The 21,531-nt window shown below is 57.5% G+C and carries 11 protein-coding genes; all 11 read left to right on the top strand.

The window, feature by feature from the left end; translation table 11 throughout:
• Positions 1-185 precede the first annotated feature (185 nt).
• Entirely contained in the window at positions 186-503 is a 318-nt protein-coding gene (locus N1030_RS14610; protein ID WP_265826234.1) for a hypothetical protein, read from the top strand.
• Between the two features lie 125 nt (positions 504-628).
• The gene (locus N1030_RS14605; RefSeq protein ID WP_265826233.1) at positions 629-4,066 is read left to right on the top strand and encodes a PAS domain S-box protein; all 3,438 of its coding nucleotides are present in this window, start codon (positions 629-631) and stop codon (positions 4,064-4,066) included.
• A 143-nt stretch (positions 4,067-4,209) separates the two neighbouring features.
• Positions 4,210-5,724 (top strand): sigma-54-dependent transcriptional regulator, encoded by a 1,515-nt coding sequence (locus N1030_RS14600; protein WP_265826232.1) that lies wholly within the window; start codon positions 4,210-4,212, stop codon positions 5,722-5,724.
• Positions 5,725-6,219: 495 nt separating this feature from the next.
• The gene (nifJ, locus tag N1030_RS14595; RefSeq protein ID WP_265826231.1) at positions 6,220-9,870 is read left to right on the top strand and encodes a pyruvate:ferredoxin (flavodoxin) oxidoreductase; all 3,651 of its coding nucleotides are present in this window, start codon (positions 6,220-6,222) and stop codon (positions 9,868-9,870) included.
• 125 nt (positions 9,871-9,995) lie between these two features.
• A complete protein-coding gene (locus N1030_RS14590) occupies positions 9,996-11,684 on the top strand; it encodes an L-lactate permease (RefSeq protein WP_265826230.1) in 1,689 nt (562 codons plus the stop codon).
• Between the two features lie 201 nt (positions 11,685-11,885).
• Positions 11,886-13,274, top strand: a complete 1,389-nt coding sequence (locus N1030_RS14585) for an FAD-binding oxidoreductase (RefSeq protein WP_265826229.1) — start codon at positions 11,886-11,888, stop codon at positions 13,272-13,274.
• Positions 13,275-13,277: 3 nt separating this feature from the next.
• The gene (locus N1030_RS14580; protein WP_265826227.1) at positions 13,278-14,567 is read left to right on the top strand and encodes a (Fe-S)-binding protein; all 1,290 of its coding nucleotides are present in this window, start codon (positions 13,278-13,280) and stop codon (positions 14,565-14,567) included.
• A gap of 126 nt (positions 14,568-14,693) precedes the next feature.
• Positions 14,694-16,808: a phosphate acetyltransferase gene (pta, locus tag N1030_RS14575; protein ID WP_265826226.1), complete on the top strand. Its 2,115-nt coding sequence runs from the start codon at positions 14,694-14,696 to the stop codon at positions 16,806-16,808.
• A 23-nt stretch (positions 16,809-16,831) separates the two neighbouring features.
• Positions 16,832-18,037: an acetate kinase gene (locus N1030_RS14570; RefSeq protein ID WP_265826225.1), complete on the top strand. Its 1,206-nt coding sequence runs from the start codon at positions 16,832-16,834 to the stop codon at positions 18,035-18,037.
• Between the two features lie 132 nt (positions 18,038-18,169).
• Entirely contained in the window at positions 18,170-19,225 is a 1,056-nt protein-coding gene (locus N1030_RS14565) for a phosphotransacetylase family protein (protein ID WP_265826223.1), read from the top strand.
• 158 nt (positions 19,226-19,383) lie between these two features.
• Positions 19,384-21,198: a methyl-accepting chemotaxis protein gene (locus N1030_RS14560; protein ID WP_265826222.1), complete on the top strand. Its 1,815-nt coding sequence runs from the start codon at positions 19,384-19,386 to the stop codon at positions 21,196-21,198.
• Positions 21,199-21,531 lie beyond the last annotated feature (333 nt).

The raw sequence follows: 21,531 nt of genomic DNA, 5'->3' as shown, positions 1-21,531 counted from the left end.
TGTAGCCTTGTCGCTGCCCCCCTTTCGAGCTCCCAGACTCACGACAGACCAGCACCGCGCGCGTGCAAGTCACTTGACGAGTCCATAGTGCTGCTTCAATAATGCCTTGTACGGAAAGACTCCGGCAGGGGGCGCCGGTCACTTCCGCCAATCAAGCAACACACGACCACACGCGACATAGACACATGGGCACACTCGAAAAGCTTGATCTCCCGTGGGAGGTCATAACGCTGATAGGCGTGGACAGGATTCCTGCAACCAAGCTGCACCTGTACAACGCCATCCTCTACGGCATTGCCGAGCGGTACAACCGCCACGGACTGGAATGGATACGGGATCATGCCCACGAAATTCGCACACAGATTTGCGCCGCCGCCCGCTATGCCGGAGAAAGCATTTGCGATAGAATAACCGGATGCGGATGGGAAGAAGCCTGCGCCGAAGCGGAACGCCTGCTTGACGAAGCAGACGAATCATCCCCCGCAGAAACCGAGAAGTCATAACAGGGCTGCCCCTCCGGCGACAGGGAGAGGCGTTCCCGCTCAGAACCTCTACGGTATATTTTTTTGCCCGAATCGCCTGTCTGAGCACCCAGACACCACTATAACCCCGTTGTACAGAGGCCCATGTGACAAGAGTCCGCCCCCAGAGAGTTCCCGCAGGCATCGCAGCAGCACTGGCCGTCATACTGCTCTTTCTGTCCGTGCTCGCACCGGCACCGGCCGCCGCTCAGAAGATACGCAAGAACATTCTGTTCCTGAACTCGTACCACAACGGGTACTCATGGTCTGACAACATTTTCACGGGCATCAAGGATACTCTGGAACAAAGCGACTACGCCATCGTGCTGCAGGTCGAGTACATGGACTCCAAGAAGTTCCATTACGAGGAAACCGTGCAAACACTTGTCCGTCTTTACCGTGACAAGTTCATGGACAAACGCTTTGACGCCATTATCGTTTCCGACAACATCGCCTACGACTTCATCCTGCAATATGGGGAGGAACTCTTCCCCGGCGTTCCGGTTATCTTCTGCGGGGTTAACGACTTCGCCCCCCAAACCATAGAAGGACGCAACATCACCGGCGTCATCGAGAGCTTTGACGTTCCCGCCAATCTGGAAACAGCCATGCGCCTGCATCCCGGCATGCACCGCATGGTGGTCATCGGCGACCAGTCGGTTACCGGCAAGGCCATCCGCACCCAGATTGAACAGGCTCTGCCCGCCTTCAAGGACCAGCTGCGGATCGAATTCTGGGACGAATACAATCTCGACCAGATGCTCAATTGGGTGCGACAGGCCGGACCGGAAACCTTCTTCTACTTCATCCCCATGTACCGCGACATCGACGGCCAATTCTATTCGGCACAAGAACTGCTGCAAAAGGTACGCGCCAACACCAACGCACCGCTCTACTCCAACTGGGCCTTTCTGCTCGGCTACGGCATCGTGGGCGGCAAGCTGCTTTCCGGCGAGGCGCACGGCGCTGCTGCCGCACGGCTGGCCCTTGAGGTGCTTTCCGGCACCCGCCCGCAGGACATTCCCGTGGTCAAGCACAGCGACGAGCCCTGGGAGTTCGACTACAACGAGCTCAAACGTATGCACGTAAGCGAACGCAAGCTGCCGGAAGGCTCCATCGTCATCAACGCGCCCAGCCGCTTCTACGAACTGAACAAACAGGTCTTCTGGACCATCATCGTCAGTCTCGTCATCCTGACCGTCACGCTGGTGCTGCTGGTTATGAACGTACTGGAGAAACGGTCAGTTGAACAGAAGATCAAGGACCAGCTCTCCTTTCTGCGGCTGCTCATGGATACCATCCCCATCCCTCTCTACTCCAAGGACAAGTACGGACGGTATCAGGAATGCAACGTTGCCTTCGAACGCTTCTTCAACGTCTCGCGTGCAGAGATTCTCAACCGGAACGAATGGCAGTTGCAGGGACTGGGCCTGTCGCAGCTGCATGACTCGGTGGACAGCGTACTGCTGCGCGAACCAGGGGTGGAGATCTACGAGCAGACCATCACTCCGGCCAGCGGGGTACTGGGCGGCCTGCCGCACAACATCATCCTGCACAAGGCAACCAACATCAACGCGAGAAAGGAAATTGCCGGTCTCGTGGGCATCATCTTCGACTTCACGGATCGCAAGAAGGCTGAAGACAGCCTGCGCGCAGCGGAAGAGAAATACCGTTCCATCTTTGAAAACTCCCCCCTCGGCATTTTCCGTATCAAGCCGGACGGCGACCTTGTGGACATCAACCCCGCCCTTGCCCAGATGGCAGGCTACGACTCGCCGCAAGCCCTGCTGCAAAGCGTGCCCGAGGTGCCCCGCCTGTTCATCAGCGAATTGAAGCTGACAGACGAATCCGGCACAAGCGAAGAAATCCGGACCTTTGAAAAGGCCTTTACCACACGCGACGGAGCCCCGCTCATCGCCAACATTTCCATCCGAATCATCCGCGACAGGTTAGGCAATGTGGATCTGCTGGAAGGCTTTGCCGAAAACGTGACCAAGCGCAAACGGGCCGAAAAAGCCCGCCGCGAGTCGGAGCGCATGCTCCAGCTGGTGCTGGACAACATTCCCCAGCTGGTTTCGTGGAAAGACAGAACGCTACGCTATCTGGGCGCCAACAAGTCCTTCATGAACTTCTTCGGCGTTACAGAGACCGATGCGCTCATCGGCAAAACCAACAAGGACATCTTCCCCAACCCCGACGAGGCGCTGACCCTGTTCGATGCCGAAGCCAAGGTTATGGCGGACAACAACCCCCAGTATCAGACGCGGCTTTCCATCTCCGGCCCCAACGGCGGCGAGGTATGGCTGGAAACCAACCGCGTGCCCCTGCACGGCGATGACGGCGAGGTCGTGGGCCTGCTTACGGCGGCGGAAGACATCACGCAACGCATCAACCTGGAACGCCAGTTGCTGCAGTCCCAGAAGATGGAAGCTATCGGCACGCTGGCCGGCGGCATTTCCCACGACTTCAACAACATCCTCACGTCGATCATCAACTCCGTTGAGCTGGCGTTGACCGACATTGACGATGATTCGCTCACCTGGAGCGACATGGTGCGGGCGCTCAAGGCAGCCCAGCGCGGCAGCCAACTGGTGAAGCAAATCCTCACCTTCAGCCGTCCTTCGCTGGAAGGCTTCATGAGCACCAACCTGAACGAGGTGCTTACGGAAGCCTCGGGCCTCATCAAGGCCTCCATGCCGCGAAATATCGAAATCCGCGAACGCCTGCCGATGTTTCCGGCCATCACCCATGCCGACCCGACCCAGATTCATCAGGTGGTGATGAACCTGTGCACCAACGCCTTTCAGGCGCTACGGGAACAGGGCGGATTCCTTGAGCTCAGCCTTGATCTCGTCCGGCTGGAAGATGAAGATGCCAAGCTGCTCAACGTGATGGCAGGCAACTATTTCATGATTACCGTTGCAGACAATGGCCCCGGCATTCCTCCGGAAATACTGGACAAAATATTCGACCCCTTCTTCACCACCAAGGGCAAGACCGAAGGCACCGGTCTGGGACTGGCCGTGGTCCACGGCATAGTCAAGGCGCACCGGGGTGGCATTTTGGTCAACAGCAAACCGAACCAGCGCACCGCCTTTGAGATATACCTCCCCGGTATAGAGCAGCTGGAAGCCCCGGACGACGGTCCCCATGGCACGCCTGTGGCCGGTGCAGGCCGCATCCTGTTCGTGGAGGACGACGAAGACCAGCTGGACACCATTCCGCGCGTACTGGAAAGTCTGGGCTACTCCGTTCATGCCGCAGGACACCCGCGCGACGCCCTTGCACTGCTGCGCAGCGAACCGCAGGCGTGGGATCTGATCATCACGGACTTCGACATGCCTGACATCAACGGACTTGAACTTGCGGAGGAAGCCGCCGTAATTGCCACCGGTGTTCCCATCATCCTCGTCTCGGGACGCGATGTAGCATCCCAGGGTGCAGGTGCCATTCCGGCCATCCGCAGCATTATCAACAAACCTTACAACAAGGTCACGCTGGCGGATGCCATTCACAGGATTCTGGGAAAACAGACAGCACAGTAACCCGTTGTCCGCGTCTCTTCCGCCCGCAGAGGGCTGCAGACACTGGACAAAAACAGCGTTTCCGTTGATGATGAGTGACAGTACCACCAAAGTCTCGAAGAGTACCTGCAGCGCCACAACATTTCGTAACCCGCCCGAACACCATGCCCAACATCCTTGTTATCGATGACGACAGACACATCTGTGAGACCATCCAGAGCCTTCTGGCCCGCCTGAACTTTCAATGCCGTGCCGCGCACACCATTGCCGACGGCCTGAAAGCCATCCAAGAGGAAGCCTTTGACGTGGTGTTTCTGGATATCCGTCTGCCCGACGGCAACGGACTAACCGCCCTGCCGCAGATACGCAGCACACCGGATGCCCCAGAAGTGATCATCCTCACAGGCGAGGGCGACCCCGACGGTGCCGAACTCGCCATTCAGGGCGGCGTATGGGACTTTCTGGTCAAACCCACCCCCATCAAGCAGACGACGCTGACCCTCAAGCGTGCCCTGCAGTACCGCGAAGAAAAGCAGAGCAAGGGCTCCGCGCCTGTGGCACTGAACCTCGAAAACGTCATCGGTTCCAGCGACGCCATGCGCAACTGTTTCAACCTGGTTGCACAGGCCGCCATGACGGACGCCAACGTGCTCCTCACCGGCGAAACCGGTACCGGCAAGGAACTCACTGCCCGCACCGTGCATGCCAACAGCCTGCGCAGAAACAACCGCTTCGTAGTAGTGGACTGTGCCTCATTGACGGAAACCCTCGTGGAATCCACGCTGTTCGGGCACAAGAAGGGCGCCTTTACCGGCGCGCAGCAGGATCAGGACGGGCTGGTCAAAGTGGCCGACAAGGGCACCCTGTTCCTCGACGAAGTGGGGGAAATGCCGCTGTCCATTCAGAAATCATTCCTCCGCTTCCTGCAGGAACGCGTCTTCCGCCCTGTGGGCGGTACCCAGGAAGTGAAAAGTGATTTCCGCCTCATTTCGGCCACCAACAAGAATCTGGATGAAATGGTGGAGCGTGGCGAATTCCGAAAGGACCTGCTTTTCCGCCTGAAGACCATGCACATAGAGTTGCCCCCGTTGCGTCTGCGCTGCGAGGACGTAAAGCCGCTGGCCATGTTCCACGTCAACAGGCTGTGCGAGCAGTACGGAGTGCCCAACAAGGGGTTTTCGTCCGACTTCTTCACCATGCTCTCAAACTACGAGTGGCCCGGCAACGTGCGCGAATTGTTCAACGTGCTGGAACGCGCCTTTGTGGCCTCGGGCATGGAGTCCATGCTCTATGCCATGCATCTGCCGCAGGATCTGCGCATCAAGATTGCCAAAGCCAACCTCGCCCGCGGCGGTTCCCCTTGCGGCGGCCGCACCGATGTGCAGCCCCGGAGTGACCGTTCAGAACCGGAAACTCCCGCCCCAATACGTGCAGGAGCCTTGCAGGGTGACGCAGCTGAAGCGGCCATGTCTGAAAAAATGGACATTGAGGCCTGCGCGGATACCCTGCTTCAGGGCCCGCTTCCCGAGTTGAAGGACTTCAAGAATTTGATGGAACGCAAGTATATTGAGGCCATTATTGCGCAAACAGAGGGGAACGTGCAGGAGATTGTACGTCTTTCGGGCCTTTCACGGTCCCATTTCTATGCCCTGCTGAAAAAGAATAATATCAGCCTGTAATTTTGGGGCAGTATAGTGTAGTATTCGGCACGCCAGCCAGCCTTGGGCAACCGGGGCTTGTTTAGCTATTGTTTGTGCACTCATTTTGTTATATGAAACAGCATTCACCGGTGACAAGTCTGTTTTTTCAGACTCTCAGCAGACTCGGTTTGAGCACCCACACGGTTTAGGCCTGAGGCAAAGCCGTTTTTCGGGACAACTATCTCTTACCAGAAGCAGGGTGTCTTTTTTTTCAGACAAACACATACGACCCACCAATGATCGTTCTATTGGCAAAGGAGGTAACACGGGGGAATAACAAACCATTTTTATATCGCGCACAATGGCATAGTTCTTGTTAAGGCAAAATCCGGTTTCACAGCCAACCAACCGCTGGGGGCGAGACGGGGAAAAAACTCGCACCCGATGCTGATGATCATACACGATCACTGCCTGGAAATGGCAACCGGGACAGCATGACACCATGCTTCAAGGTTAGACAAAGGAGTTATTCTAATGGCCAAGACGATGAAGACCATGGACGGCAACACCGCCGCCGCGTACATCGCATACGCACTGAGCGACACCGCCGCCATCTATCCCATCACTCCCTCCTCCAACATGGGCGAAGCCGCCGATGACTGGGCCGCGCAGGGAAAGAAAAACCTCATGGGTCAGACCGTTGCTGTTCGTCAGCTGCAGTCTGAAGCCGGCGCCGCTGGTGCCGTACACGGCTCCCTCGCCGCAGGCGCCCTGACCTCGACCTTCACTGCGTCGCAGGGCCTGCTGCTCATGATTCCCAACATGTACAAGATTGCCGGCGAACTGCTTCCCGGCGTTTTCCACGTTTCCGCACGCGCTCTGGCTTCCCATGCACTGTCCATCTTCGGTGACCACCAGGACGTGATGGCTTGTCGTCAGACCGGTTTTGCTTTCCTGGCATCCAACTCTGTTCAGGAAGCAATGGATATGGCGCTTGTTGCCCACCTTGCCGCCATTGAATCCAGCGTCCCCTTCTGTCACTTCTTCGACGGCTTCCGTACTTCTCACGAACTGCAGAAGATCGAAGTCATCGAGTACGAAGACATTGCAAAGCTGGTTAACTGGGAGAAGGTTGAAGCGTTCCGCCAGAACGCCATGAACCCCGAACATCCCCATATCCGTGGTACTGCCCAGAACCCGGACATCTACTTCCAGGCCCGCGAAGCCTGCAACCCCTTCTACGATGCTGTGCCCGGCTACGTAGAAGCTGCAATGAAGAAGGTTGGCGACCTCACCGGCCGTAAGTATCGTCTGTTCGAATACGTAGGTCACGAGGAAGCCGAGCGCGTCATTATTTGTATGGGCTCCGCAAACGAAACCATTGAAGAAGTGGTCAACTACCTGCTCGCCAAGGGCGAAAAGGTCGGCCTCATCAAGGTTCGTCTGTACCGTCCCTTCTCCGCAGAGCATCTGCTGAAGGTTCTGCCCGCCTCCGCAACCACCATCACCGTACTCGACCGTACCAAGGAACCCGGCGCTCTGGGCGATCCCCTGTACCTCGACGTATGCACCGCCTTCATGGAACGTGGCGAAATGCCCACCATCATCGGCGGCCGCTACGGTCTGGGCTCCAAGGAATTCACCCCCGCTGACGTTCTGGCCGTGTACAACAACATGAAGGTTGCCGGTCCCAAGAACCACTTCACCGTCGGCATCATCGACGACGTTTCCGGTTCTTCCCTTGAAGTCGGCAACGTGCTCGACACCGTGCCCGCAGGCACCGTGCAGTGTAAGTTCTTCGGCCTCGGCGCAGACGGTACCGTTGGCGCCAACAAGGAAGCCATCAAGATCATCGGTGACAACACCGACATGTACGCACAGGGTTACTTCGCTTACGACTCCAAGAAGTCCGGCGGCTTCACTGTATCCCACCTGCGTTTCGGTAACTCCCCCATCCAGTCCACCTACCTGGTTAACAACGCCGACTACGTGGCCTGCCACAAGTCCGCTTACGTAAACCAGTACGAAGTTCTGGAAGGCATCAAGGATGGCGGCACCTTCGTGCTGAACTCCCCCTGGTCCCTTGAAGACATGGAAAAGGAACTGCCCGCTTCCATGAAGCGTATCATCGCTAAGAAGGGCCTGAAGTTCTACAACATCGACGCCGTTAAGATTGCCGGCGAAGTGGGCCTTGGCGGCCGCATCAACATGGTCATGCAGACCGCGTTCTTCAAGCTCGCCAACGTAATGCCCTTCGAAAAGGCCATCGAACTGCTGAAGAAGTCCATCCACAAGGCTTACGGCAAGAAGGGCGAGAAGATCGTCAACATGAACATCCAGGCAGTGGACAAGGCTGTCGACGCTCTCGTCGAAGTCAAGTACCCCGCCACCTGGGCTGACGCCGCATGCTGCTGCACCAAGGACGACAACGCTCCTGATTTCATCAAGAACGTTGTTCGCCCCATTCTTGCTCAGCAGGGCGACAAGCTGCCCGCTTCCTCCTTCGAACCCGACGGTCTGTTCCCCGTGGGCACCGCTGCCTTTGAAAAGCGCGGCGTAGCCATCAACGTACCCCAGTGGATCGCTGAAAACTGCATCCAGTGTAACCGTTGTGCATACGTTTGCCCCCACGCTACCATCCGTCCCTTCCTCGCCACCGCTGACGAACTGGAAGACGCACCCGCTTCCCTGCAGTTCGTAGAAGCCAAGGGCAAGGAACTGAAGGGCATGCAGTACCGCATGCAGGTTTACGCTCAGGACTGCCTCGGTTGCGGTTCCTGTGCCGACGTCTGCCCCGCCAAGGAAAAGGCGCTGGTCATGCAGCCCATCGAAACCCAGCTCGGCGATCAGGTTCCGAACCTGACCTTCATCGAAGAGAACGTGTCTTACAAGACCGATCTCATGGAACGCGACTCCCTCAAGGGTTCCCAGTTCCAGCAGCCCCTCATGGAATTCTCCGGTGCCTGCGCAGGCTGCGGCGAAACCCCCTATGTGAAGCTGCTCACCCAGATGTTCGGCGAACGTATGATCGTTTCCAACGCCACCGGCTGCTCCTCCATCTGGGGTGCATCCGCTCCCACCACTCCCTACACCGTTAACGATGAAGGCCACGGCCCGACCTGGGGTAACTCCCTGTTCGAAGACGCCGCCGAATTCGGCTACGGCATGGGTATGGCTGTGAAGCAGCGTCGCGAGCGCCTCGCAATGCTGGTGAAGCAGGCTATCGACACCGTTGAAAACGCTGAACTGAAGGCCGCTCTTGAAGCATGGCTCACCGAGAAGGATGACGCCGAAGGCTCCAAGAAGACCGGTGAAGAAGTTCTTACCCTCATCGAAGCAGGCATCGACCACAGCGACCTGCTCGAAGAGATCTACTCCATGGCCGACCTGCTCACCAAGAAGTCCGTATGGATCTTCGGTGGCGACGGTTGGGCATACGACATCGGCTTCGGCGGTGTTGACCACGTTCTCGCCTCCGGCGAAGACATCAACATCCTCGTTATGGACACCGAAGTGTACTCCAACACCGGTGGTCAGTCCTCCAAGGCTACCCCGCTCGGTTCCATCGCCAAGTTCGCCGCTTCCGGCAAGAAGACCGGCAAGAAGGACCTGGGCCAGATGGCCATGACCTACGGTTACGTGTACGTGGCTTCCGTTTCCATGGGCGCCAACATGAACCAGGTCATCAAGGCCTTCAAGGAAGCTGAAGCTTACAAGGGACCGTCCCTCGTCATCTGCTACGCACCCTGCATCAACCAGGGCATCCGCAAGGGCATGGGCAAGTCCATGGAAGAAGGCAAGCTCGCCGTTGAAACCGGTTACTGGCCTCTGTACCGCTTCAACCCCGAACTGGCCGACAAGGGTGAAAATCCCTTCAAGTTCGAGTCCAAGGCTCCCAACGGCAAGCTGCAGGAATTCCTGTCCGGCGAAAACCGTTACGCCCTGCTCGAAAAGATGGCTCCTGAAGAGTCCAAGCGTCTTCGTACCCTCATCGAGAAGGAATACGAAGAGCGCTTCCTGCACTTCAAGGCCCTCTCCGAACTGCCCGGCATCAATGTTGCCCCTGCGGCTGCCACCGCACAGGCAGGCAAGGATGCAGGCGAGTTCTGCACTGCCACCGAAACTCCCGAGCACGCCAAGCCCGGTAACGGTGAGCCCTGCGACGACGGTCGCGGCGCGAAATAACGCCCGACCTTAAGTGATAAGCCCGGAGTCCGGGGGAGGAGCGGAAGCCTCCCCCGGGCCCCTTAACCTGGGGTGACGTTTTAGGTGGTTTGACGTCACTGAAAAACCTCAAAGAGGAGCGTTTTATGTTGGCTTTGTTTGCCATGCTGCCCATTCTGGCAGCTCTGATCCTGATGGTTGGCCTGCGTTGGCCTGCTACCAAAGCCATGCCCATTGCCTGGGCATGTGCCGTCCTCGGTGCAATGGTTGGCTGGGGCATCGATGTAAGCACCATCGCCGCCATGTCCTTCCATGGTGCGATCACCGCAGTAAGCGTTCTCATCATTGTTTTCGGTGCCATCCTGATCCTGTACACCCTGCAGTACAGCGGCGGCATGGAAACCATTCAGTACGGCATGCAGCAGATTTCCGGTGACCATCGCGTTCAGGCGATCATCATCGGCTACCTGTTCGCAGCCTTCATCGAAGGTGCCGCAGGTTTCGGTACTCCTGCTGCTCTTGCAGCTCCCCTGCTGCTCTCCCTGGGCTTCCCGCCCCTCGCAGCAGCCGTTATCTGCCTTGTTTTCAACTCCTTCCCCGTATCCTTCGGTGCTGTTGGTACCCCCATCATTCTCGGCCTGAAGTACGTTCAGCCTCTGGTAAAGGAAGCCGTTGCTTCCGGCGTACCCGGCCTGAACTTCGCTTCTCCCGAACAGTTCAACATGATTATCGGTCAGTGGGCCACCATCTTCCACGGCGTGATGGCCTTCATTCTGCCCATCTTCATGCTGGGCTTCATCACCCGCTTCTTCGGCCCCAACCGCAGCTGGTCTGACGGCTTCAAGGCTTGGAAGTTCTGCGTATTCGCAGCCGTAGCCTTCGTTATCCCCTACTTCGCCTTCGCATGGCTGGTAGGCCCCGAGTTCCCCTCCCTTATCGGTGGTCTTGTCGGCCTCGGTATCGTGGTTCTCGGTGCACAGAAGGGCTTCTGCGTACCTGAGCAGGTTTGGACCTTCGGCGACCACAAGAACTGGGATCCCGAGTGGACCGGCGACATCTCCGTTGCCGACACCAAGGAATTCAAGGCTCACATGTCCCAGTTCAAGGCATGGCTGCCCTACGTTCTGATCGGTGCCATCCTCGTTATCACCCGTATTCCCGATCTGGGCCTCAAGGGTATGCTCGCTGGTGTGAAGCTGACCTTCGACGCAGGCTTCCTGGGTCACCCCGAAATCAACAACTCCATCGCCTACCTGTACCTGCCCGGCACCATTCCCTTCATGCTCGTAGCACTGCTGACCATTCCGCTGCACGGCATGAGCGGCGCCAAGGCAAAGCAGGCATGGACCGAATCCTTTGCCAAGATGAAGAACCCCACCATCGCACTGCTCTTCGCTGTTGCCCTGGTGTCCATCTTCCGTCTGTCCGGCACCAACCCCAATGGCCTGGCTTCCATGCCTCTGGAACTTGCCAAGGCAGTTTCCGGCCTGGTTGGTAACGCATGGCCCATGTTCGCCTCCGTTGTGGGTGGCCTCGGCGCCTTCATCACCGGTTCCAACACCGTATCCGACCTGCTCTTCGCTGAATTCCAGTGGGGCGTAGCTCAGCAGCTCGAACTGCCCCGCCAGATCATTGTGGCAGCTCAGGTTGTTGGCGGTGGCGCCGGTAACATGGTTTGTATCCACAACATCGTGGCTGCCTGCGCCGTTGTCGGTCTGTCCGGCATGGAAGGCACCATCCTGAAGCGCACCGTATGGCCCTTCCTGCTGTACGCCGCTGTGGTTGGCATCATCGCCTCCCTGATGTGCTTCGTGTTCTTCCCGACTCTGTTCTAATCCCCCGTCACTTGCCGGGAGCGGGATGCGCGATACCCGCTCCCGGCGCTTGAAAGGGTTTTGCTATCCAGACACATGGTAAACGGAGCGGCTCACCTGAAAGTAAGTTGCTCCGTTTTTTCTCACCGCCCCTGTCTCCCGTTGCCGGATGTCGAGGCAGGCAAGCGCAGACCTTAACCGCCCTTTTGGAGGCAGTTCTCCATGCTCAGTGAATCTCTTGTCAAAGAATTTAAGTCCATCGTAGGCGACGAAAACGTCTTCAATTCCGAAGCCGACCGTCAGTCTTACTCTTACGACTCTGCCGTGCTTGAACCTGTTGTCCCTGCATTGGTTGTTCGCCCGACCAATTCTGAGCAGCTCGGCAAGGTTGTTGCCCTGTGTAACGAGAACAACAACCCCATCACCGTTCGCGGCGCAGGCACCAACCTTTCCGGTGGCACCATCCCGGACAAGCGCGACGGCATCGTCATCCTGACCAACGGGATGAACAAGATTCTGGAAATCAACGAAGAAGACCTGTACGCCGTTGTTGAGCCCGGCGTTGTTACCGCCAAGTTCGCGGCAGAGGTAGCCAAGCGCGGCCTCTTCTACCCCCCGGATCCGGGCTCTCAGGCTGTTTCCACCATCGGTGGTAACGTTGCCGAAAACGCCGGCGGTCTGCGCGGTCTGAAGTACGGCGTGACCAAGGACTACGTCATGGGTCTGGACTTCTTCGACGTGAACGGCGAACTGGTGAAGACCGGCTCCCGCACCGTCAAGTGCGTCACCGGCTACAACCTTGCCGGTCTGATGGCTGCTTCCGAAGGCACCCTCGGCGTATTCAACGAAATCATCCTCAAGCTTACTCCTCCTCCGGCAGCCTCCAAGGCCATGATGGCCGTGTTCGACGACGTGAACAAGGCCTCTGCCGCAGTTGCAGGCATCATCGCCGCACATGTTGTGCCCTGTACCCTGGAATTCATGGACCAGGCCTGCATGCGCTACGTTGAAGACTACACCAAGGCCGGTCTGCCCGTTGAATCCGCAGCCATCCTGCTGATCGAAGTTGACGGTCACCCCGCACAGGTTGAAGACGAAGCCGCTACCGTGGTAAAGGTGCTCGAAAAGAGCGGTGCCACCAAGATCGTGGTAGCCAAGGACGCCGCTGAAAAGCTGAAGCTGTGGGAAGCACGCCGCAACGCGCTGCCATCCCTTGCCCGCGCCCGTCCCACCACCGTGCTTGAAGACGCCACCGTGCCGCGTTCCCAGATCCCGGCCATGGTTGCCGCCATCAACAACATCGCAAAGAAGTACGACATTCAGATCGGTACCTTCGGCCACGCTGGCGACGGCAACCTGCACCCCACCATTCTCTGCGACAAGCGTGATGCCAAGGAATACCACCGCGTGGAAGAAGCCGTTGACGAAATCTTCGACACCGCTCTGTCCCTGAAGGGCACCCTGTCCGGCGAACACGGCATCGGCATGGCAAAGTCCAAGTGGATGGAGAAGGAAACTTCCCGCGCCACCATCGAGTACTCCCTGAATATGAAGAAGGCCATTGACCCGAAGAATATTCTGAACCCCGGCAAGATCATCGCTGGGAGGTAAATCATGGCCGATCTGAATAAACTTGCAAAGATGCTCGAGGAACTGGATGACCTGATGGTTGCCTGCATGAAGTGCGGCATGTGTCAGGCTGTCTGCCCTGTATTCGCCGAAACCATGCGCGAATCCGACGTTACCCGCGGCAAGATCGCCCTGCTGGAAAACCTCGCCCACGAGATGATCAAGGACGCCGAAGGCGTTCAGGAACGTCTGAACCGCTGCCTGCTCTGCGGTTCCTGTGCGGCCAACTGTCCTTCCGGCGTGCGCATCATGGACATCTTCCTCCAGGGCCGCACCATCGTGAACACCTATATGGGGCTTTCCCCGGTCAAAAAGGCCATTCTGCGCGGCATGGTGGGCAACCCCAAGCTGTTCAACGCCCTTCTTGACTTCGGTTCCAAGTTCCAGGGGCTGTTCACCAGCCAGGCCAACGAACTGCTCGGTTCCTCCTGCTCGAAGTTCCTGTCGCCCGTCATCGGCGACCGCCACTTCTCCCCGCTTGCCAAGCAGTCCCTGCACAGCAAGTACGGAACCATCGACACCCCCGCCGGCAAGTCCGGCATCCGTGTCCTGTTCTACCCCGGCTGCGTGGCCGACAAGATGTACACCAAGGCCGGCGAAGCCTGCCTGAAGGTCTTCCGTCACCACGGCGTAGGCGTGTGGATGCCCTCCGCTCAGGCGTGCTGCGGCATTCCCGCCCTGTCTGCCGGTGACCGCGTTGCCTACGACAAGATGGTCAAGTTCAACGTGAACATCTTCGGCGACGGCAACTACGACTATATCGTGGCCCCCTGCGGCTCCTGCATCTCCACCATTCACGAACTCTGGCCCCAGTTCTCGGCCGAGTATCCCAAGGAAGTGCAGGACAAGATCGCCAAGATCTCCAAGAAGGCCATGGACATTAACCAGTTCGTCGTGGACGTGCTGGGCGTGAAGCCCACCGAGGCTCCCAAGGGCGGCACCAAGGTCACCTTCCATGACTCCTGCCACCTGAAGAAGAGCCTGAAGGTTGCTTCCCAGCCCCGCGATCTCATCCGCATGAACCCCAACTATGAACTGGTGGAAATGAGCGAAGCGGATCGTTGCTGCGGTTGCGGCGGTACCTTCAACCTGTACCACTACGATCTGTCCAAGAAGATCGGCGAACGCAAGCGCGAGAACATCGTCGCCTCCGGCGCAAAGGTGCTCTCCACCGGTTGCCCCGCGTGCATGATGCAGATCACTGACATGCTGTCCCAGAACAATGACAGTGTCGCAGTGAAACATAGCATTGAGATATACGCGGAAACGCTCTAATATGTAAAAATGCGCCCGTTCCTCTGAGAGGGGGCGGGCGCTTTTTCGTTTCGGGAATGGGTCCCGATTCGTTACAGCCGGTATCGCGTCCGGCTTTGTGTGTCTGGATATGCAAGGAGCCTAACAGTGTCCAACAACCTGTACATTACAGCCACGGAGTCCAAGAGCGGCAAATCCGCCGTCGTACTGGGCATGATGCAGCTACTGCTCAGGGATATCCGTAAAGTCGCCTTCTTCAGGCCCATCATCAACAACCCCAACCGTGACGTTCGGGATCATGACATCAACCTGATCCTCACCCACTTCGGGCTGGATATTCCTTACGAGGATACCTACGCCTACTCGCTGAACGAAGCCCGTGAACTCATTAATCACGGCCAGCACGCCACCCTTCTCGACAACATCCTGAACAAGTACAAGAAGCTCGCAGACAACTACGACTTCGTACTGTGTGAAGGCACCGACTTCCTGGGCAAGGACGCCGCGTTCGAGTTCGACCTGAACGCCGACATCGCCGCGAACCTTGGCTGCCCCGTGGTGGTCATCGCCAACGGTCAGGGCAAGAGCACCGATGAAATCATCGGCTCCACCCAGCTGACCATTGATTCCCTCGAGGAAAAGGGGCTGGACATCGTTTCGGCCATCATCAACCGTGCGGACAAGGACAGCGTCAGCGCCGAGCAGATCATCAACTCTCTCGAATGCAAGACCCGCTGCACCAACCCCCTTGCGGTGTACGTCATTCCGGACGAGCCCACTCTGGGCAAGCCCACCATGAACGACGTGAAGAAGTGGCTGAAGGGTACCGTTCTTTACGGTCACGGCCGTCTGGACACCCTGGTGGACGACTACCTCATCGCCGCCATGCAGATCGGCAACTTCCTCGACTACGTGAACCCCGGCAGCCTGATCATCACCCCCGGTGACCGCAGCGACATCATCATTGCCACGCTTGCCACCCGTCTTTCCAACGCCTACCCCGACATTTCCGGCATCGTGCTCACCGGTGGCCTGCAGCCCGCGCCCAACGTGCACCGCCTGATCGAAGGCTGGACCGGCGTTCCGGTTCCGGTTCTTTCCGTCAAGGAACACACCTATCTTACCACGCAGATCCTCAACGACCTGTACGGCAAGATCGACCCTGAAAACGAACGCAAGATCAACACCGCCCTCGGCGTATTCGAAAAATGCGTGGACACTGCCGAAATCGCCAAGCGCGTCATCGGCCGCAAGTCCACCCGCGTCACGCCCAAGATGTTCGAGTTCAACCTCATCGAAAAGGCCAAGCGCAACAAGATGCGCATTGTCCTGCCCGAAGGCGCTGAAGAACGCATCCTGCGTGCAGCCGAAATCCTCGACCGCCGCGGCGTTGCCAAAATCATCCTGCTGGGTAATGCCGATGAAATCGGCAAGAAGATCTCCGAGCTTGGTCTCGACCTTGGCGATATCCAGATCATTCAGCCCGAGCTGTCGCCCAATTTCGAGAAGTACGTTGAAGCCTACTTCGAGTTCCGCAAGAAGAAGGGCATCAGCATGGAACAGGCGCGCGACGCCATGTCCGACCCCACCTACTACGGCACCATGATGGTTAAGCAGGATGACGCCGACGGCATGGTTTCCGGCGCTATCAACACCACCGCCCACACCATTCGTCCCGCATTCGAGTTCATCAAGACCAAGCCCACCGCATCCATCGTGTCCTCGGTCTTCCTGATGTGCCTGAAGGACCGCGTGCTGGTATTCGGCGACTGCGCAGTGAATCCCAATCCCACTTCCGAGCAGTTGGCGGAAATCGCCATCAGCTCTTGTGAGACGGCCCGCATTTTTGGGGTTGACCCGCGCATAGCCATGCTATCATATTCCACCGGCTCTTCCGGCAAGGGTGCTGACGTGGAAAAGGTCATCGAAGCCACCCGCATTGCCAAGGAACGTGCCCCCGAGCTGCTGCTGGAAGGCCCACTCCAGTACGACGCAGCCATCGATGCAGACGTAGCCGCCACCAAGCTGCCCAACTCCGAGGTAGCAGGCAAGGCGACCGTCTTCATCTTCCCGGACCTGAACACCGGCAACAACACCTACAAGGCTGTTCAGCGTGCGGCAAATGCAGTGGCAATCGGCCCCGTGCTGCAGGGTCTTAACAAGCCCGTTAACGACCTCTCCCGCGGCTGCACGGTACCCGATATCGTGAACACCGTAGCCATTACCGCCATACAGGCGCAGGCTGAAAAGGGACTCGTATAGAGTCCGCAAGGAACCAAACCACCATGAACGTACTCGTTATCAACTCCGGCTCTTCTTCTATCAAATATCAGCTCATCAACATGGAGACTGAGACCTCTCTGTGCTCCGGCCTTGTTGAGCGCATTGGTGAAGCCAACGGGAAACTGACCCACAAGATCCATCCCGACACCGATGCTGAAAAGAAGATCGCCATCAACGAAGAATTTGCAAACCACGTTGCCGGCATGAAGCGCGTAGTTGACCTGATCACCGACAGCGAAAACGGTGTTATCAAGGACAAGTCCGAAATCTACGCCATTGGCCACCGCGTTCTGCTCGGCGGCGAAAAGATCACCAAGTCTCTCAAGATCAACGACTGGGCCAAGGACGTTATCCGCGAATACTTCCCCCTCGGCCCCCTGCACAACCCTGCAAACCTTGCAGGCATCGAAGTGGCTGAAGAACTCTTCCCCGGCGTGCCCTCTGTTGGCGTATTCGACACCGAATTCCATCAGACCATGCCCAAGAAGGCGTTCCTCTACCCCCTTCCGTACTCCATGTACGAAGACCTGCAGGTACGTCGCTACGGGTTCCACGGCACCTCGCACCGCTATGTGACCAAGCAGGCTGCAAAGTTCCTCGGTAAGCCCCTGGACGAACTGAACATCATCACCTGCCACCTCGGCAACGGCTGCTCCATGTGCGCCGTCAAGAACGGCAAGTGCGTGGACACCACCATGGGTCTGACCCCGCTCGAGGGTCTGATGATGGGTACCCGTTGCGGCGACATCGATCCCGCCATCGTGCCCTTCGTCATGGAAAAGACCGGTATCTCCGCTGCCGAGATGGACAACGTCATGAACAAGCAGTCCGGCCTCAAGGGCATCTGCGGCATGAACGACATGCGTGACATCCATTCCGCACGTCAGGAAGGTAACGAAAAGGCTCAGCTCGCATTTGAAATGATGTCCTATCGCATCAAGAAGTACATCGGTGCCTTCATGGCCGTTGTAGGCGAAGTTGACGCAGTTATCTTCACCGCCGGTATCGGCGAAAACGACGAATTCATGCGTGCAGAAGTCTGCAAGGACATGGAACACCTCGGCATCGAAATCGATATCGAAGAAAACAACACCCGCCGCGGTGTTGCCCGCTCCATCAGCAAGGGCGGCAAGGTGCAGGTGCTGGTCATCCCCACCAACGAAGAACTCGAAATCGCTCAGGCGACCATGGAAGTCCTCAAGGGCTAACATCACCTGGGTTTGAGACATGTTGCGGGGCGGGGTTGAACACAACCCTGCCCCGTTTTCGTCCGACTTGACAGAACGCTCAATCAACCGCATTACTCCGGCGCAACCCCTTGTCCATACGGGAGGAACTCCATGACAGGCATCTACATAGGCTCCACCAGCGCGTTTGCAGGCAAGAACATCACCGCCCTTGCCCTTGGGCTGGCACTGCAAAAGCAGGGCCTTCGCGTCGGTTACATGAAGCCGGTTGGCGCACTGCCCGTCACCGTGGATGAGATCATCGGCGATGAAGACGCCATGCTCATTCGCGAAGTCCTTGGTCTGGACGCCGCACCGGACGAACTGACTCCCGTCATCATTCCCCAGAATCTGCGGGCAACGCGTCTCATCCAGCCGGAAAATTGCATGGAACGCATCCGTGCGGCCTATGAACGGCTTTCCCGCGACAAGGACGTCATGCTCGTCTGCGGCAGCGGCTCCTTCCTGCACCGCGGCAAGCACCGTGGGGTGGATGGCGTCTCCATCGTCCGTGCCCTCGGGCTCAAGACCATCCTCGTGGACCGCTTCGACAACACCCTGCATTACGACGCCGTGCTCAGCATTCGAGAATGCCTTGGCGACTCCCTGCTGGGTGTTCTCTTCAATGACGTACCGGAACTCTTCATGCGCGATGCGGTCGAAATTCTGGTGCCCTATCTGAGCGAGCAGGACATCAAGGTGCTGGGCATCATTCCGCGCGATCCGCTGCTCAACGCCATCAAGGCTTCCGAACTGGCATGGCGTCTCGGTGGCAAGATCATTTCCGGCAACGCCCAGTCCCAGCGCATCATAGAAGATTTTCTCATCGGCACCATGCAGGTGGAAAACTTCATGACCTATTTCCGCCGCCAGCGGAACTCCGCCACCATTGTCGGCGGCGACCGCACCGACCTGCAACTGGTCGCCCTCGAAGGCGATTGCCCCTGCCTCATTCTCACAGGCAACATCGCACCCAACGAACTGGTCAGAGCCCGCTCCGAGCAGAAGGGCGTGCCCGTCATTCAGGTGAAGGACGACACCTACACCGTGGCCAAGCAGATGGAGACCATTCTCGCCAGTCAGAAATTGCGCGAGTTGGTGAAAATCGAACGGGCGGCCGCGCTTGTGAACAGCGTGCTCGACCTGCAGCACATTACGCAGGCCCTCTAGACCCTACCTAACGCTGAGCCGGACCGGCATGTATTCAGGACGCACCGTGTGTGCGGTCCTTTTTTGCGCCCCTAGGCAGCACAACCACTTGCATTATTTGCATCGCTACCGCATAGTTATAATGCGGCACAACCTTCTAATCCCGGCAGGAGAGTTCTATGTTACGCAGCATCACCATTGGCAAACGTGTATTATCCCTGCTCATCTTCATGACGCTGTTCATGGCGATCAGCATTTTTGCGTTCATCCGCCTCACGGCGGAAGTTTCGCAGGCAGAGCTGCAGGAAACCCAGAACGTAATGCTGGAGGATCACAAGCGACGCCTGAAGCTCGCTACAGACACGATTGCCGAAGCGCTGGGCGTACTCATAGCAGACGCGCCCACAAAGGAAGAGCAACTGGAGATCATCCGCAAGTCAATCGACAAATTCCGCTTCGAGGATGACAACTCCGGCTACTACTTCGTGTATGAAAATACCACAGTTCAGGTGTTGCCTCCCAAGAAGGAACTTGAAGGCAAGGATCTCAAGGACCTCAAGGACCCCAATGGTGTGTATCTGGTACGCGAACTGAACAAGGCCGCGCATGACGGCGGCGGGTTCGTCACCTACTTCTGGGATAAGCCCGGCGCAGGCCAGACCCTCAAGCTGGGATACGCCAATCTCATTCCCGGCACTGACAGCTGGATCGGAACCGGCATCTATGTCGACAACGTGGACATGGAAAAGGCCCGCATCGAGTCCAAAATCAGTGACATCGTCACCACCAAGACCACATGGACCCTCGGCACGCTGGCCGCTGTCTTCCTGATTCTGGTGCTGCCGTTCAGCCTTACCCTCATCGCCTCCATTGTCCGTCCGTTGCGGGAAGCTACCGCCGCTGCCGATGCCGTGGCCCACGGCAATCTGGATGTACAGCTGAACACCAAGGGCAGGGACGAAGTCTCCAACCTTCAGCAGTCCCTCAATGAAATGGTGGCAACCCTGAAACGAAACATTCAGGACATGGCCGCCAAAGAGGAAGAAGCCAACCGGCAGGCGCAATCCGCCCGCGAAGCGGCCAAGCGCGCTGAAGACGCCATGCTGCAGGCCGAGAAAGCCACGAGAGAAGGCATGCTCACCGCCGCCGGTCGACTCGAGGGGGTTGTTTCCCGCATTTCGCACGCCACCAATGACCTTGCCACGCGCAGTGATGAGATCAGACGCGGTACCGAGAATCAGATGTCCCGCATCAGTGAAACCGCCACCGCCATGGAAGAAATGAATGCCACAGTGCTGGAAGTGGCCCGCAATGCCGGCGAAGCCGCCGACCAGACTGAAAAATCACGTGAAAAAGCCCTGCAGGGCTCGACCGTGGTATCGGACACCGTAAAGTCCATGAACGACCTGCAAACCCTTACGACGAACCTCAAAGGGAACATGCACAAGCTTGGCGAACAGTCCGTAGCCATTGGTCAGGTCATGAACGTCATTAACGACATTGCAGACCAGACCAACCTGCTGGCTCTGAACGCTGCCATCGAAGCTGCGCGCGCCGGTGACGCAGGACGCGGGTTCGCCGTGGTTGCCGATGAAGTGCGCAAACTGGCTGAAAAGACCATGGGCGCAACCAAGGAAGTGGGCGAAAGCATCAAGTCCATCCAGGGCCTTGCCAAGGCCAACGTGGACGGCATGGACGAAGCCGTGAATGCCATCAACGGAGCCACGGATCTTTCTAACCAGTCCGGCCAGATGCTGTATGAAATCGTTTCCATGGCGCAGGATGCAGCCATGCAGGTACAGTCCATCGCCACTGCAGCCGAACAACAATCCGCCGCATCTGAACAGATCACCAGCAGCGTTGACGAAATCAACCAGATAGCGAACGAGAACGCCCATCGCGTTGCCGAATCGGACAGAGACATCCAGCAACTAGCTGAAGAAGCGAATGAATTGAGCAGCCTTATTCATTCCCTGAAGGCAGACGCTAAATAGCAGTACTGCAAAGAACCACCAAAAACCCCGCCCTCCAGAGGAAGGCGGGGGTTTTTTATACATATACTCACAGCATTTTCTCTTGAAACGACCAGCTCGAAGCCATATAAATATAGTAAGTCTCATTAGCACCCCTGCCAGGCATACAAATTGGTCTGACCATAAGTCGTGAAAGGATAAACTGCATGATTAACCACTCCACCAACAGTGTCTTTGCAAACACTCCATACCTGCAACATCTACTGCCTCCTCCTGTTGTTAAAAAGTAGATACATTTTTTCCTTACACGATATAACGGTAATCCTTAATCCGCCGATATGACTACATAACCAT

It is taken from the genome of Desulfovibrio mangrovi (genome assembly GCF_026230175.1).
Classification (GTDB): Bacteria; Desulfobacterota; Desulfovibrionia; order Desulfovibrionales; family Desulfovibrionaceae; genus Halodesulfovibrio; species Halodesulfovibrio mangrovi.
This window is presented reverse-complemented; position numbering and strand designations above follow the sequence as displayed.